The organism is bacterium, from assembly GCA_016786595.1.
Lineage (GTDB): Bacteria > Bdellovibrionota_C > UBA2361 > SZUA-149 > JAEUWB01 > JAEUWB01.
The window spans coordinates 1-14,851 of the sequence record JAEUWB010000026.1; the positions used below are offsets into that span (position 1 = coordinate 1).

The 14,851-nt window shown below is 43.1% G+C and carries 17 protein-coding genes and 1 tRNA gene; 5 read left to right on the plus strand and 13 right to left on the minus strand.

Annotated elements, in window-relative coordinates:
• Positions 1-50: 50 nt before the first annotated feature.
• Positions 51-141, plus strand: a tRNA-Ser gene (locus JNK13_04300).
• Between the two features lie 153 nt (positions 142-294).
• Here JNK13_04300 and JNK13_04305 read toward each other — a convergent pair.
• From JNK13_04305 to JNK13_04350, 10 genes are all read right to left on the minus strand, one after another.
• Positions 295-921 carry a membrane integrity-associated transporter subunit PqiC gene (locus JNK13_04305; GenBank protein MBL7661957.1) on the minus strand — a complete coding sequence of 209 codons (627 nt, stop codon included), beginning with the start codon at positions 919-921 and terminating at the stop codon, positions 295-297.
• A gap of 9 nt (positions 922-930) precedes the next feature.
• On the minus strand, positions 931-1,218 hold the full coding sequence (locus JNK13_04310; protein ID MBL7661958.1) for a hypothetical protein: 288 nt from the start codon (positions 1,216-1,218) through the stop codon (positions 931-933).
• A gap of 18 nt (positions 1,219-1,236) precedes the next feature.
• Positions 1,237-1,809 (minus strand): MCE family protein, encoded by a 573-nt coding sequence (locus tag JNK13_04315; protein ID MBL7661959.1) that lies wholly within the window; start codon positions 1,807-1,809, stop codon positions 1,237-1,239.
• Between the two features lie 2 nt (positions 1,810-1,811).
• Positions 1,812-2,603 carry an ATP-binding cassette domain-containing protein gene (locus JNK13_04320; GenBank protein MBL7661960.1) on the minus strand — a complete coding sequence of 264 codons (792 nt, stop codon included), beginning with the start codon at positions 2,601-2,603 and terminating at the stop codon, positions 1,812-1,814.
• Positions 2,604-2,607: 4 nt separating this feature from the next.
• On the minus strand, positions 2,608-3,702 hold the full coding sequence (locus JNK13_04325; GenBank protein ID MBL7661961.1) for an ABC transporter permease: 1,095 nt from the start codon (positions 3,700-3,702) through the stop codon (positions 2,608-2,610).
• The gene (locus JNK13_04330) at positions 3,692-3,994 is read right to left on the minus strand and encodes a hypothetical protein (protein ID MBL7661962.1); all 303 of its coding nucleotides are present in this window, start codon (positions 3,992-3,994) and stop codon (positions 3,692-3,694) included. The genes JNK13_04325 and JNK13_04330 overlap by 11 nt, the downstream gene beginning before the upstream one ends.
• A 250-nt stretch (positions 3,995-4,244) precedes the next feature.
• Complete coding sequence (locus JNK13_04335) at positions 4,245-5,216, minus strand: COX15/CtaA family protein (GenBank protein ID MBL7661963.1); 972 nt, start codon at positions 5,214-5,216, stop codon at positions 4,245-4,247.
• 46 nt (positions 5,217-5,262) lie between these two features.
• Positions 5,263-6,552, minus strand: a complete 1,290-nt coding sequence (gene serS, locus JNK13_04340; protein MBL7661964.1) for a serine--tRNA ligase — start codon at positions 6,550-6,552, stop codon at positions 5,263-5,265.
• A gap of 42 nt (positions 6,553-6,594) precedes the next feature.
• Positions 6,595-6,972, minus strand: coding sequence for a YraN family protein (locus JNK13_04345; protein ID MBL7661965.1), 378 nt, complete (start codon positions 6,970-6,972; stop codon positions 6,595-6,597).
• A complete protein-coding gene (locus tag JNK13_04350; protein ID MBL7661966.1) occupies positions 6,896-7,564 on the minus strand; it encodes a ribonuclease HII in 669 nt (222 codons plus the stop codon). The genes JNK13_04345 and JNK13_04350 overlap by 77 nt, the downstream gene beginning before the upstream one ends.
• Before the next feature lie 116 nt (positions 7,565-7,680).
• Between JNK13_04350 and gatC the strand changes: the two genes are divergently transcribed.
• The 3 genes from gatC to gatB are packed head-to-tail and all read left to right on the plus strand — an operon-like array spanning position 7,681 to position 10,935.
• On the plus strand, positions 7,681-7,968 hold the full coding sequence (gatC, locus tag JNK13_04355; protein MBL7661967.1) for an Asp-tRNA(Asn)/Glu-tRNA(Gln) amidotransferase subunit GatC: 288 nt from the start codon (positions 7,681-7,683) through the stop codon (positions 7,966-7,968).
• 20 nt (positions 7,969-7,988) lie between these two features.
• Positions 7,989-9,473 (plus strand): Asp-tRNA(Asn)/Glu-tRNA(Gln) amidotransferase subunit GatA, encoded by a 1,485-nt coding sequence (gene gatA, locus JNK13_04360; protein MBL7661968.1) that lies wholly within the window; start codon positions 7,989-7,991, stop codon positions 9,471-9,473.
• Between the two features lie 25 nt (positions 9,474-9,498).
• Positions 9,499-10,935, plus strand: coding sequence for an Asp-tRNA(Asn)/Glu-tRNA(Gln) amidotransferase subunit GatB (gene gatB / locus JNK13_04365; protein MBL7661969.1), 1,437 nt, complete (start codon positions 9,499-9,501; stop codon positions 10,933-10,935).
• Positions 10,936-11,249: 314 nt separating this feature from the next.
• Here the strand turns inward: gatB and JNK13_04370 are convergent, their stop codons facing one another.
• A complete protein-coding gene (locus tag JNK13_04370) occupies positions 11,250-12,011 on the minus strand; it encodes a hypothetical protein (GenBank protein MBL7661970.1) in 762 nt (253 codons plus the stop codon).
• Positions 12,012-12,255: 244 nt separating this feature from the next.
• Here JNK13_04370 and JNK13_04375 point away from each other — a divergent pair, with 244 nt between their 5' ends.
• On the plus strand, positions 12,256-13,251 hold the full coding sequence (locus tag JNK13_04375; protein ID MBL7661971.1) for an ABC transporter substrate-binding protein: 996 nt from the start codon (positions 12,256-12,258) through the stop codon (positions 13,249-13,251).
• On the opposite strand, the gene JNK13_04380 is transcribed toward JNK13_04375, so the two are convergent.
• Complete coding sequence (locus JNK13_04380; protein ID MBL7661972.1) at positions 13,211-14,242, minus strand: pyridoxal-phosphate dependent enzyme; 1,032 nt, start codon at positions 14,240-14,242, stop codon at positions 13,211-13,213. The genes JNK13_04375 and JNK13_04380 overlap by 41 nt on opposite strands.
• On the minus strand, positions 14,239-14,850 hold the full coding sequence (locus JNK13_04385; GenBank protein MBL7661973.1) for a hypothetical protein: 612 nt from the start codon (positions 14,848-14,850) through the stop codon (positions 14,239-14,241). Before JNK13_04385 ends, JNK13_04380 begins: the two co-directional genes overlap by 4 nt.
• Position 14,851 lies beyond the last annotated feature (1 nt).

The following is a 14,851-nucleotide window of genomic DNA, read 5'->3' on the forward strand; positions in this document are numbered from 1 at the left end:
TGACTAGCAATTCTCTTTGTCGCTTGCTAATAAATCAATTGAAAATTTCTGGAGAGGTGGCAGAGTGGTTGATCGCTCCGGTCTTGAAAACCGGCGACCCTTTAACGGGGTCCGGGGGTTCGAATCCCTCCCTCTCCGCCAGGAGTTTTACGCAGTAAAAGAAACACGAAGTGTTTCTGGTGGGATTCGAACAGCGCAGCCGTAGGCGTAGCCAACAAACACAGCGAATCCCTCCCTCTCCGTTCGGCAGGCTCACGGCGAGCCTGCCAGGAATTTTACGCAGTAAAAAGCAACTCAAGTAACTTCACTTACCCACAACCAAATTTGTGGTACCAGTTTATCAACTGCCGTTTGGAACGCTTCTACAGCATACTTTGAAGACTTAGATTTAACCTCCTCTTCTAAGTTAAACGACTTACTAGAAACGATTGAGTGCGTTTTTAAATTCACAAGCTGAGCGCGGACTTTCACTGAAATTTTCGAAGGACTAGTGTAAAGCAAATGATGGAAGCGTTGTACTTCAAGCGCCAGCATATAATCTCCACGCGCTAAAACTGCTTCGGTCGTAATCGCCTTAACACGATTATTTTGTTCGAGGTAATTTGTAACAAGGCCAATCAGCTGCTTTGCTGGAGATTCAACCCAGCGCGCATATTGATAAGAACCTTCTTCCTGCTCGCTTTGTTGGGTTAAAATTTTCTGCGAGCTCAAACTTGGGGACGTAGTTGCATCGCTAATAATTAAAATAATGTCATGTGCTTGGTTGGATTGAGATCGATCAGTCGTTTCTTTAATTGTTGCCAGTCGATACAATCTTTCTTCATGTGTTTTTCCAAGTAACGAAGAACTGCATCCGCAAAAAATTATTAGGCAGCAAAAAATCAAACTAGTCTTGCTAATCAATGCTAGGGTGCTACGCATAAGTTTAAATTACTCTCCTGGTCCCAAGTTCCCACGGGCTGGCCCAACAATTACCGAGCGTGGATTTTCAAAGCGCTCAGCCGCAGTTGAAACTTTAGCAGCAGCAACTGCCAACTCTCGAGTGAGTCCTCCAAGTTGCAAGGACAACACATCTGTCAGCCGCGCTAAGGACTCGACTAATCCAGCTGACTGATTAACGATGCGATCGAGTCCTTCAACAGCACTAGCAACTTTTGCGCCGTCAATTTTGGAAAAAGTCTTATTCAGTGAATGCGCCGCCTGCTCCGTTTTGCCCAAAAGCGCGATGATTGAGCCTTATTTCTTGTTTAGTGCTTCAGAAAATTCTTTAATATTTGCTAACGTAAGACGAATGGAATCACGGTTCTCTTCGGATAAGACTTCAGAGACAAAACGTCGAAGATCTTTGACTAAATCAGGAATAGTATCGGCGATTTCATCTAACCCGGTGCGTCCTTCGGCAATGATTGGGTGGCGTTCGCCAGGAAGTCGCTCTGTTAAAATGGATGCGTCCTGCTTGGCGTTACGGATATCAATGTATGCCAGGCCGGTGAGAAAGTTACGTCGGATCACGGCTTCTGCACCTTGCTTAATTGGAATACCTCGTAAAACTCGAACTAATACGCGCACGCGTTCGACGTCATTATCAAGAATTGAAAAATCCTCAACACTGCCAACCTTAATTCCCTTCATGGTTAGATCGCTATTTTTCTGCAAACCATCTAAAGTCTGATTACGAAAATAGACCGTATAAAAATTATATTCAGATTCAGGCTTATTGGTACCTAACCAAAAACCAAAAGCAGTTAAAAATACGCTAAGAGTAATGACAACTGCTCCAATTAAAGTGTAACGTGCTTCTGCATCCATATTTAGCTTATTCTTTTAGCATGCTGCTCAATTTGCCGCGAAGAAAAATACTCTTGAATCCACGGGTGCCGATCCTGCATCACCGCCGAAACTGAACCATCGGCAACAACGACTCCTTGATCTAACACAATTACGCGGTCCGAAATAGAAATAATTGAGTCGAGGTCGTGCGTTACAATCATCACCGTCAAGCCCAGTGAACGCGAAAGCGTATAAATTAATTTATCAAAGGCACGAGCATTAATCGGATCTAAGCCAGAAGTTGGTTCATCTAAGAAAAGAAACTCAGGTTCGAGCGCCAATGCGCGGGCAAGTGCAGCTCGCTTACGCATCCCTCCAGAAAGCTCACTTGGCATTTTGCTACCATCTGATGCTTTTAGCCCAGCAAGCTCAAGCCGCAGCAAAGCAATTTGCTCAGCGATATTTTGCTCAAGCGGAAATTGCTCCCAGAATGGGACCAGCACGTTTTGCAATACTGTCAGCCCTGAAAATAGTGCTCCGTGTTGGAACAGGACTCCAAAGCGCCGCCTTAAAGCATCAACCTCATCTTCGCTAGCTTGATATACATCGACGTCAAATAGCCTAATTGATCCGGATGTTGGCTTGTGTAACCCAATAATTTCTCTTAATAAGGTAGACTTACCACAGCCACTTCCCCCAATTAATGAAACGATCGATCCGCGCTGGACTGCAAATGAAATGCCACGATGGACTTGAGTTTCTCCAAAATTAGTGTGAACCTCATCTACCGTTAAAACAACTTCCTGCTGAGTTGATAATCCAATCTTTGTCATTAACTTAGATTCCTAACTCAACAAAAACTACGGCAAATAGTGCATCAAGTAGAATCACAGCCATCAAGCTTTCAACCACAGTTGCTGTCGTATTTATCCCTACACTCTGCGCATTGCCTTCGACCATCAATCCGCGGCGACAGGCAATTAAAGCAATAAATGCTGCAAAGACTGGGGCCTTGAAAATTCCCACCAAAAAAGATCTAATCGGCAAGCGCACTTGCAGCCGATCAACGAATGTATATGGAGAAATGCCGAGCTTTGCTTCGGATACGGCAATACCTCCAATCAAGCCGACAATATCGCCAATGAAAACAAGTAGCGGCAGACTAATCATTAGGGCAAAGAGTCGTGGAAAAATCAAAACCCGAAAGGGAGACAAGCCAAGTGTGCGCATTGCATCAATTTCTTCATTAAGCTTCATTGTGCCAATCTGCGCGGTAAATGCTGAGCCTGAACGCCCTGCAACAATAATTGCAACAAGCACAGGTGAAAGTTCACGACAGAGTGAAATTGCAACCCCATCGACAATAAAAATGTTTGCTCCGTATCTTTCAATCTGTCCAGCAAATAAATAAGCAATCACCACCCCAATCAGTAGCATCATTAAAGCTACAATTGGCAACGCCCGCACACAGACATGTTCGAGCTGAACAAATAACTCTTTATAACGAAAGCGCAATGGCGTAAGACCAGTGCGCACAAAATTAACAACTGTTTCTCCAAAGAAAGCAAGGAACCGCTGAGTGTCCGCAGCAAGGTCTTCGGCTGCTTTACCCAAACGACCAAGAAAGCGCCTTTCTTCACCAAGCTTGGAGCGATCATCTCGCTTTTCTGCGGCTGCAACTAGCTCAATTAAGGCTCTGCTACTTGCTGTGAAGTTCTTCAGCTCGGCATCAGGGAAGTGTCGTCTGAGGAGCAACGCTCCTGCAGTATCAAGAGTTTCTAAGTTTTGAGCATCAATCAGGACAGAGCTTAGCTTGGTACCTTTTAATGTTTGAGTTAGTGCTGCTGCATTCTTTAAATTCCATGCACCGTGGAGATGAACCACTTGCTGATTAAGGTCAGTAGTTTGAGAAAAAAATTCGTTACTGTTCACTATTTTTTTTGAGGCTCGTTGTTTGCTTCATCTCACGATTGTTTTTTACCTCAGTAATGGAAGGGCGCGCTAGGGCTGAGAATTTATCGGCGCTTATTTTCTGAAATGACGCTTGTTTAGTATCTAATACTTTACAACTCACATTTTTCGTCTGTACCGGGTTTTCAGTTAAAATTGGCGGCGCTTTTGCTAATTCCTTAACGTCTACACTCGCGCATGACCAGATTTCAGCCCGTGTCGATGAGGGAAATATCGAATAAAATGCGATAATTAATAACAATTTATAATTCATAGTAGACCACCGTGTTTTTAAGTAAAGAATATGCTAATCTATGTTCTCGATACTATATTCGGCCAAAATGGATTGATTGTTGCGTATGGGTGTTAGCCAAAAAGAGCTCGAGGAGCTCGAAAGACAAGATACAGACAAGCCCACGCTCTGGGCCTTTTTTCTTTATGAATTTTTTAAATGGAGCGGTTTTATTCTGACACTCCTGATCGTGATTAGTTTAATTTACTCTTTCTGCAAAAAATTTTGGGGCCTAATTTTTGGCGGATAGCACCTGGTCCAAGGGTAAATTACGTTCCAGTCGAAGACGTTTTTCTTCGATCATCAAAATAATTAATGCAATCCAAGACAAATTTGCTAACAGTAAATGTAGCATTTTCATCCACGTTGGTGACAATAAAAGCAATGTGGTCAATCCAAAAACTATATTTCCAGAAATAAAAAACCACGCTCGGCCTCGTATCCGCGGCGAGATATTCTGATCGAGATATTTTATCCACGACCTGACTAAGCCCCAAACAATCAAGGCCAGCACCGGGTGTAAGATTCTGACACGCACGAGCACGTGGCTAGTTGTGTCAAAATCTGCCATAATTCCTGACAGTAGTGACGAGCTAGGAAAGAGTGTACTGGCCAATGCGGCCCATGAACCTGTCACAGCTAATAAAACAAATCCAACAATAGAACTCTTTGCCTTCCCCGCTGGAAGTAATTCGGAAATGTGATTGAATTTAGTACTAAGCTTACTTAACTTGGCAATACTGGTAAGCACGGCAAGTAAAACTAAAGTATTTGTAAGATGTAGACCAATGACTATCACTCTACGTAGCGAGGCATCATCAGCAACGAGACGGGCCAGTACAAGTTGTGCCCCTAAAAATCCCTCTAAAACTGTAAAGCACAGACAACACAAAGCTAATTTGCGGATAATATTTTTTGCTGGGAATAGCTTGAAGGCAAAAAAAACTAAGCAGATTACGCCAACACCAAAAAGGCCAGATTTGATACGATGTCCAAACTCAATCCAAGTTTTAAGTGTCTCTCGTAACTCTTGATATGGAATCAACTCTCCATGGCAAAGTGGCCAATGCTCGCCACAACCATCTCCCGAACCAGAAATTCTAACAAATGCCCCCCAAAGAATTACAATTACGGCATAAGCGGTCAGTGACCATGCAAAGATTGAAAATTGGGCAACTGATTTATTACTGGACGGCTCTTCCACTGAATATTTCTTAACCTAAAATTGTGCGTCCGCTTTAGAGCTAGCTCTAAAGCGCTGGGGCTATTCTTTCCTGTCCGCCAAGATAAGGACGCAAGACTTCCGGAATTATAACTGAGCCATCTGCTTGCTGGTAATTTTCAAGAATGGCAAGAAATGTACGGCCCACTGCCAGCCCCGAGCCATTTAACATATGCACAAACTTTGGTTTTCCGCCGGCCTTTGGTCGATAACGAGTTTTAGTTCTGCGACCTTGAAAATCGCAAGTGTTTGAGCAGCTACTGATTTCACGATATTCGCCACCATTTTGTCCTGGAAGCCAAACCTCAAGATCGTAAGTCTTAGCTGCACAAAAGCCCATATCGCCCGTGCAAAGCAGTACACGTCGATAGGCCAGACCTAATGCTTCGAGAATACCTTCAGCATTGCGTGTCATTTTTTCATGCTCATCCCAAGATGTCTCTTGGTTTGTGATTTTTACAAGTTCAACTTTTTGAAATTGGTGTAAACGAATTAGACCGCGCACATCACGACCATAACTGCCTGCTTCACCGCGAAAACATGGAGTATATGAAGTGTAATAAATGGGTAGTAGATCTTCTTCTAGAATTTTCTCGCGATGCATGTTGCACAGTGGAACCTCTGCTGTCGGTATTAAATAAAGCGTTCGTTCCGTAGAATTTGTCTTAAAGAGATCAGCTTCAAACTTCGGCAGTTGTCCAGAGCCTGTCATCGTATCGGCAGTAACTAAAAACGGCGGAATTATTTCCTCATATCCATTCTGTCGGTGCTGATCGAGCATAAAGGCAATTAATGCGCGTTCCAATCGAGCGCCGTCTCCGCGATAAAGCGAGAACCGTGCCCCGGATAAAAGCGCAGCACTCTCAAAATCCAGAATTCCAAGCGCTTCACCAATTTCCCAGTGTGCTTTAGCGGAAAATGAAAATGTCGGTTTAGTGCCCCACTCTTTTACTACGACATTCTCTTCTGAACTTTTCCCCTGTGGGACACTTTGATCAGGGAGATTAGGAATTCGTAATTGTAAATCTTCAAATTGTGCTTCAATTTCGGAAAGTGCGGCAGCTAGTTCTTTTTCGCGATCGCCTGAATTTTTAAGGCTAGACAAGAGTGCGCTTACATCTCTGCCTTCTTTCTTGGCTTTGGCAATTTCAGGGCCTAAAGAGTTTTTGTTAGCGCGAATACTTTCAAGTTCAACGATAATTTCCTTACGTCTGCTATCGAGATTAGGAAATGAATCCAAATCCTCCGGGATCGTCCGCGTTACTAATTTATTTTTAGTTCCAGCAAAATCTTCGCGCAATAATTCTAGGTCAATCATAATTCCTCAAGCTCAGGACCATTTTCAATGGAGCAAAATATCTTACACCTGGGCTTTAAGATGTTCAATAGAAACTACTTTTTTCAAAGTAGGGTCAAGAATTACCCCAATCACATCAATGCGACGGGATTTCGCAGAGCGTGCACGCGGGGTTAAGAGTTCGAAAATTTGCGAGAGTCTACGGAGTTTTTTCTGCTTAGTGGCAGTAATGTTTTCAAATAAAAGCTGCTTAGCTACGAACCCAGGGTAACGTGTTTTCACTTCTACGTAGACAAGTTCCGATTGATCGAGCGCGATGATATCAATTTCACCTGCGCGGCAGCGCCAATTCTTAAACCAAATCTTATAACCTTGGCGCAGTAGATAAAGCTCTGCCGCCCTCTCGCCGAGTACCCCAAGCTCCTTGTTTCCGTGAGACAATTGCACGGATGAAGGACTGCCGGTGAATCGTGCAAGGACCGAATTCTTCAATCCGTTGACAGTGTAGTGCAGTGCCATAGCCTTTATGCTTTTCAAATTCATACGCAGGATAACGTTCAGCAAATTTACTCATCAAACGATCTCGCGTAACTTTTGCAAGAATCGAGGCAGCTGAAATAGCTGCAATCTGATCGTCCCCTTTTATTATCGGCTCTCCCAGGTATGATGTTGCCTGCTCAGGTAAGAAAAAATGGTTTCCATCAACTAAAAAATAGAGATTTACGTCGCGCAGGTGCTGGCTGAGCTTCTGAGCACAAAGCAACATCGCCAGCTTTGTTGCTTGTAAAATATTAAGCTTGTCGATGCGACGCGCTCCGATTGAAACAATTGTGTAGGCTAAAGCCGAATTCACTATTTCCGAGTAAAGTAATTCGCGTTTCTTTGGCGTAATTTTTTTTGAATCACGTAGCTCGTGATTGAGATAAGCCTTTGGAAGCACTACGGCAGCTGCCGTAACGGGGCCTGCCAGTGGGCCGCGACCTGCTTCATCTATTCCAGCAATCAAAAACGGCTTTGTCAGGTTTAAACACATGCTTTTTCTTTAATTTTAACAAACAGCCCAGTTTCCTTGCTGAACTAGATCATAGTTTAGAAAATTGTTATCAAAGCTGCACTACATATTCTTTTATTTTTTAATGCGAGGTCAAAGTGAGTCTCTCTACTGCTGAAGTAAAACATATCGCAAAGCTTGCAGCCTTCAAGCTCAATGACGAGCAAATCGAACATATCAAAGGCGAATTAAATGCCATCCTTGACTATGTTGCACAGCTGCAAGAGGTGAACACTGAAGGAGTCCCGCCCACATCGCATGTGCACGGAGTCACAAATGTATTCCGCGAGGATGTTTCGCAGGAGTCCCTCCCAGTTGAAGCACTCGAGCGTAACGCTCCTGATTTTGCTGACGGTGGCTTCCGCGTACCTAAAATTATTGGTTAATTATTTAGAGATTTAAATTTATGAGCGAACTTGTTTCATTAACTGCAGCAGCGATGCGCGAGGGTATCATCAGCGGAAAATTCTCAGCTGTTGAATTGACTAAAGCACACCTTGAGCAAATTAAAAAAACCAATGAAACTTACAATTCATTCTTAACAATCTGCGAAGAGCAGGCCTTAGCTGAAGCTCAGGCAGTTGATGCGAGAATCGCCAAAGATAAGAAAAATGTCCCACTACTTGCTGGCGTTCCTGTCGCAGTTAAAGACATGCTAATTACAAAAGGCATTGAAACAACTGCCGCCTCTAAAGTTTTAAAGGGATTTGTTCCGCCTTATGAATCAACTGTTGTTGAGCGTTTACGAAATTCTGGGGCTGTGATTATCGGCAAAACAAACTTAGATGAATTTGCTATGGGCGCGTCAAACGAGCGCTCCGCGTTTGGGCCTGTAAAAAACCCTTATGATTTAACACGTGTTCCAGGTGGATCTAGCGGCGGGTCGGTTGTTGCAGTTGCCACCGGTCAGGCGCCGTTATCGCTTGGCACAGATACTGGTGGGTCGATTCGTCAGCCTGCTGCATTAACTGGTGTGATTGGACTTAAGCCAACTTATGGTCGAGTCAGTCGCTACGGAGCAATTGCTTTTGCTTCTTCGCTTGATCAAATTGGCCCGATGGCGCGCTCAGTTGAAGATATCGGAAGAATTTTACAGGTCATCTCTGGACACGATGAAAAAGACTCAACTTCAATGGAGGTTGATGTTCCTGACTTTGTAAATGAGCTTTCGCTGAATAACACAACTAACCTTGCAGGGCTTAGAATTGGAGTCCCGCGCGAATACTTTATTGATGGAATTCAAGAAGACACTCGCAAAGCTGTAGAGGAAGGGATTGCTCTTTTAGCCAAACTTGGTGCAGAAATTAAAGAGATTTCACTGCCACATTCAAGTTACGGGGTTTCAGTTTATTATATCATTGGGCCAGCTGAGGCTTCATCTAACTTAGCGCGCTACGATGGGATTCGTTACGGCTATCGCTCCGAGGGGGCAACTTCCCTGACAGATGTCTATGAGATGTCGCGTGGCGAGTCTTTTGGCGCGGAAGTTCGCCGCAGAATTCTAGTCGGCTCTTATGTGCTTTCAGCTGGATACTATGATGCTTACTATCGCAAAGCCCAGCAAGTGCGAACCTTAATTTGCAATGATTTTAAAGCTGCATTTGCGAATGACTGTGATTTAATTGCGACACCAACATCTCCGTCGACGGCCTTTAAAATCGGCGAGAAAATGAGCGACCCAATTGCAATGTACTTGGCTGACGTTTTAACGATTCCAACAAACCTTGCTGGGCTTCCTGGAATTTCGCTGCCCTGCAAACACGATTCGCAAGGACTACCGATTGGCTTTCAACTCATCGGCCCGGCCTTCAGCGAATCACTGATGCTCAGGGTATCACAGGCATTCATGAAAGAAGTTGGCTACGACACAACTCAGAAAATTGCACGCTAGGAAGAATAACGATAACGGATTTGATATGACAACTGAATTTGAAACTGTAATTGGCTTAGAAGTACATGTGCAGTTAAAAACTGATAGTAAAATTTTTGCTGCTTCAGGGACAACAGCTGGACTTGCACCAAATACTTTAACTGATCCTGTCACACTCGGCCTACCGGGCTGTTTGCCGGTATTGAATAAGCGTGCCGTCGAGTATGCAATTAAGCTTGGACTAGCTACGAATTGCTCCATTGCCAAGCAGAGCATTTTTGCACGCAAACATTATCTCTACCCAGATTTGCCCAAAGGCTATCAAATTTCTCAGTATGAAGAGCCCATTTGCACAAAAGGTTCACTTGAAATTTCTGTCGTTGATCAGAAAAAAACAATTGGGATCACACGCATCCATATGGAAGAAGATGCCGGAAAAAACGTGCATCAAGACTATTCTGGCTACTCAATTGTCGACTTAAATCGAGCTGGAGTGCCGCTGCTCGAAGTAGTTTCTGAACCAGATCTTAGGTCATCAGCTGAAGCTGGTGCCTATATGCGACGGCTGCGACAAATTGTGCGTTACCTAGATGTATCGGATGGCAATATGGAAGAAGGAAGCCTGCGTTGCGACGCTAACGTTTCAGTGCGCTTACGGGGGACAAAAGAGTTCGGCACAAAAGTTGAAATTAAAAACATCAACTCATTTAAATTTGTTGAGCGCGCAATTGACTTTGAAGTCGCTCGTCAGATTGAGGCAATTAAAAATAATCAAGCAATTGTCCAGGAAACAAGACTTTGGGATGAAACTAAACAGGAAACTCGGACAATGCGCACCAAGGAATACGCGCAGGATTACCGCTATTTCCCAGACCCAGATCTTACCCCACTGGTGATCAGCGACAACTGGATTGAACGAGTGCGCGCAAGCTTGCCGGAACTACCTACCCAGGTCTTTACGCGACTAAAGACAATGTATGGAATTGAAGACGACTTGGCAGAAATTCTTACGCAAGAACGGATGGTTGCGACATACTTTGATCAGGCAGTAGCCGCGCATCGCAATGCTCCGGCCTTGGCAAATTGGATCACCACTGAATTATTTGGGCGCCTGAATAAGGAAGGGATTAACTTTGAGGACAACCCTGTTAGCCCAGAAAACTTAGCTGGCTTAGTGCGCCTGATTGATGAAGGCATTATTTCTGGAAAAATCGCAAAAACAGTTTTTGATGAAATGTTCTTAACTGGAGCAGCACCAAATTCAATCGTTGATAAAAAGAACTTACGTCAAAATAGTAACGTCGGAGAGATTGAAAAAACAATTGATGCGATTTTAGCTGCCAATCAAGAGAATGTCAGTGCCTACCGTTCTGGCAAAACCAAGCTGTTTGGATTCTTTGTTGGGGAGATTATGAAGCAAACTCAAGGCAAAGCTAATCCAAAAGTCGTTAACGATATCTTGACCGCTAAGCTCAAGGGTTAAAACCCAAAATTTGCCTCTGATTGTAAGGAGCTGAAAGTAACCCTTTCGGCTTCGCTACTCTCGGTCTGCCCCTGCGGCCGTGTTAATCTGTTCGCATCTCGTGTCATGTATGGACTTTTTAAGTGCTATTCTGATTGTCTCTGGGTGGGGAGAGGTTTTCAGAAATGGCTCGCCCTCGGCCAAACTCACCTGCTAACTACCAGCAAGCGCGGCAATGACCTTAGACGTGAGCAGACTGCCATGCGTGACGACCTTTTCGTCGGATTCGCGTAGGCGGAAAAAATTACTCGAGATCGGGCTTAAGCAGGGCCGCCTTAAAGCATTCGCCAAAAAGATTTAAAGATTTGTCTTAATCCTTGGGCTAAGGCTTGGTCTTTAATATTCAGTGCGTAATGCGGGCGATTTCGGGATGAAATTAAAACTAGATAATCACCAATTGCCCAAATAGTGCTTTCGAAGACTTCTGGTGAATCCTGCAAATATTTCACTGTGCGCTCTTTGATTTTTCCCCGAAGTTCTCGTTCGGGCGCTGCGTCATTTGAAATCGCTCGGTAAATCTCTCCAGGCTTACGCTTGTCCCAAGTATATTTCAGCCAATCCGGATACTGAACAACAAATGTATGATCTTGAAATCCCCACCATGTTTTGTCTGTACGCATAATGCTTTCCTGCCATACAGGAAAAAGTTCATAGAGCATCGCATGCACATTGGCCTTGCCTTCGAAAAATCTTAATTTAGGGAGATTAAGAATCGTGCGCTTAAAGATTGGCTCCAAAGTTTTTTGTAAATCAGTGGCAGCTTTCTTTTTACGCATGAATACTTCTTCTTGATCTTCAATCATGGCAAATAAAGACGAAGGTGCATTGGCAATAAAAAAGCTGGATTGACCTTTTTTCTCAGTCGAAACGACACCGCGCTTAGTTAAGCCTTCAAGCACAGAGTATGCTGTAGTGCGTGGGAGTTTATTGCGTTTAGCGAGATTTTGAGCTGTAGCCTTACCGACTTCAAGTAAATCTAGATAGATCTGGATTTCATTTGCACTAAACCCAAGTTCGCGAAGTTGCTCAATAGCCATATGTTGACGATATATGGTCGTCAATTTTTATTCAAGTAAAATCAGCTAATTAGCTATATTTTTATTAATTTTGACGAACATCGCTCAAGCAGAATTTTTAAATTCCTTAATAATTAAGGCCATGAAAACTAGATCCCACTCTGCAAGCATAGTCATTTTTTCTACAATTTTATTCTTCAGCCGAATAGCATCCGCTCACCCCATTAATCTACAGTTAGGCAATCCTAAAAAGATAAAAATTGGCGTGATTGCTCCACTTAGCGGCGATGTTTCTGCCTGGGGTCTAGATGTAAGAAATAGTTTACTCTTTGCTGTGCAAAAACTTGCGCATGAAAAAATTGAGTTTGTCTTCGAAGATGACAAATGTCTCGGAAAGGATGCAGTAACTGCTGCTCATAAATTAGTGAGCGTTGATAAGGTTGATTTTGCCATGGTTGTTTGCACAGAATCAATGCTGGCAACTGCTCCAATTTTTGAAGCGAATAAAATTATTGTAATTACCCCAGTTGCTACTGGAGATAAAGTCTCAGCTGCAGGAGATTATATTTTTCGCACTTGGCCGAGCGATGCTTTAGCCGCACAATTGTTAGTCAGCACTGTCGCTAAAAAACACCAACGTTTTGGAACGATCACTGAAAGCCGGGGCTTTCCCGAAGAATTCAGTCAAGCACTTCACCAAGCTGCGGCACCAACAAACTTAAAAATTTTCGATCAAGCTTTTCTCTCTGAAGCTACAGATTATAAAGTGCCCTTACTTAAACTAAAAACGCAAAATGTCAGTGGAATTTTGATTAATACCAACTCAGTTCGCATATATATTAATATTTTAAAGCAAATCTCTGAACTAAATTGGAAAATTCAAATCTATGGCGTGTATATGCCAGGTAACCCGACTTTTATTAAACTTACCGGGCAACTTGCAGAAGGAATTATTTACGTTGATGCGCCGGCGTTAACTATAAATTTATCCGATCATGGTCGCACAATTTATCAGGAATTTCTTCATACCTATGGACCACTACAGAGCTCGGATTTTGTGTTTGCCTCAACATATGAAGCCTTAAAATTGATTATTGAAAATTCCCTGGCAACAAATGACATTAGAAATGTGCTTTATGCGCAAAATTTTTCCGGGATTTTTGGCAAATATTCCTTCGATCGAAATGGCGACATTGAAAATATCAAGCACCAACTAAAAATTATTCGTCATAGTCAACCAGTTTTGTTTTCCCCGTATTGACAATGACAATTTTACTGTTTTTGGGAATTAAATCTTGAAACTGGAGCAGCAAAGCCAATCCAGCCAATCCCGAAGCCTCCCCTTGAATGCCTTGCACTTGTGCAAGGCTAAGAGCCTGGTCAATAAATACTTCCTCTACTAAATGTACGTCTGATTTTACTCCACAAAACCCGGCGGCACGATAAGTTCTAATCCATTGCTGATCAAAGCGAGCAAAGGGCAGGTGTGGTGAATAAAGTTTATTAGCTTTCGATTGGGCATTGTTGGTAGTTGCGCCATAAAAATTACAATTTCGAACAATTTCAATTGAACCCGAGAACCGCGGGTCGTGACTGCGGCCCAAAACCTCTTTTTTAGCAACGTTCAAAATGTTTTCATATAAGTGCCCTGTACCAAATGGAATGAAACAATACTCGGGATTATTATTGAGGATTTCATAACTGAGCCAATCATAGAATCGCGTACTAGGATCGAGCGCATCACTTGAAGTAATATCAAAGCCCTGTTGGTTATCAGTTAATTCTAAAATTTCAGTGCTGCTTAGTGGCTTCGTGCTTAGGTCTGTTTGATAAATTAAGCAGCCAGTTTTTTTTAAGCTCTGATAAATTCGAGGATCAAGTCTAAAATCTACTAAGACTCGTAATGCAGGTAATTCGTATGCACTTAATAAATTTTGAATTGCAACTGCTGCTGATCCAGAAGAAATAATCGACATCGCAGGGAGGTACTCTAATACTCCGCGCTGTTTAGAGATCAGCAAATTTCGATAAGTAACAATTATTTCCCAGGCCATCCGATCCTTGTGGGTGCCTGTTAAGTTTTCATTTTCGTTTTTTATCCAGAGATTAGTAAAACCAGGAACGTGCAATCGCGTAGTAGTTGTTGCTGGAAACATCGGAGCATACGGAGGGTATTCAGGTTGCGCAGGGTCATTTTCTGAGCCCACATGAATTTTTGCTAAAATCTCTTGTTCTTTTAAGGTTAAACTCATTGTACAATCTTGGCTTGCGCCAACTCAAACATATTTTGATGCCCCAGGTCATTGGCATGTAGCCCATCCTGATAGAGCAAGCGTTGATAATCAAGTTTTGACCACGCAGAGAATAAATCAATGCTTAAGCAATTTTCTACTTTTGCAGTCTCGATTACCTGCTGACAATATAACTCTGCATCAGCTAGCAAATAATAGGAATCTGTATTTACGAAAGGAGTAGTTTTTGTTTGGTCAAAGGGAAAACCATTGATTACAAGTGTTTCACAAATTGCTTTTGCAGACTTAAGGATTTGCCTCAGTTTTGCCATTTGCTGATCAAGCGCTACTAGCATCTCCTGATCTGGACTAGAGACCCTGCGAATTTCATTATAACCTGCATAGACGATGATTAAGTTTGGTTTGCGCTGCGGAACTTCTTTGCTGAAGCGCTCAGCCATGCCCGTTAAAGTGTCTCCAAAAATTCCTAGATTGTAGACAAAATTTCTGTCGCCCTGAGACTGATGCCAACGCTTAATTCGTTCTAAAAATCCCCCTGCACTATCCCCATACCCGTAGATAGTGCTTGCACCAAATCCGACAATTCTTTTGAACTGAGCCTGTGCCATA

Coding starts and splice junctions, on each gene's coding strand:
- serS (MBL7661964.1), bottom strand. CDS start 6,552: ATGATTGACCTAGAATTATTGCGCGAAGATTTTGCTGGAACTAAAAAT.
- JNK13_04370 (MBL7661970.1), bottom strand. CDS start 12,011: ATGGCTATTGAGCAACTTCGCGAACTTGGGTTTAGTGCAAATGAAATC.
- JNK13_04380 (MBL7661972.1), bottom strand. CDS start 14,242: ATGAGTTTAACCTTAAAAGAACAAGAGATTTTAGCAAAAATTCATGTG.
- gatB (MBL7661969.1), top strand. CDS start 9,499: ATGACAACTGAATTTGAAACTGTAATTGGCTTAGAAGTACATGTGCAG.
- JNK13_04320 (MBL7661960.1), bottom strand. CDS start 2,603: ATGACAAAGATTGGATTATCAACTCAGCAGGAAGTTGTTTTAACGGTA.
- gatA (MBL7661968.1), top strand. CDS start 7,989: ATGAGCGAACTTGTTTCATTAACTGCAGCAGCGATGCGCGAGGGTATC.
- JNK13_04350 (MBL7661966.1), bottom strand. CDS start 7,564: ATGTGTTTAAACCTGACAAAGCCGTTTTTGATTGCTGGAATAGATGAA.
- JNK13_04330 (MBL7661962.1), bottom strand. CDS start 3,994: ATGAATTATAAATTGTTATTAATTATCGCATTTTATTCGATATTTCCC.
- JNK13_04315 (MBL7661959.1), bottom strand. CDS start 1,809: ATGGATGCAGAAGCACGTTACACTTTAATTGGAGCAGTTGTCATTACT.
- JNK13_04385 (MBL7661973.1), bottom strand. CDS start 14,850: ATGGCACAGGCTCAGTTCAAAAGAATTGTCGGATTTGGTGCAAGCACT.
- JNK13_04305 (MBL7661957.1), bottom strand. CDS start 921: ATGCGTAGCACCCTAGCATTGATTAGCAAGACTAGTTTGATTTTTTGC.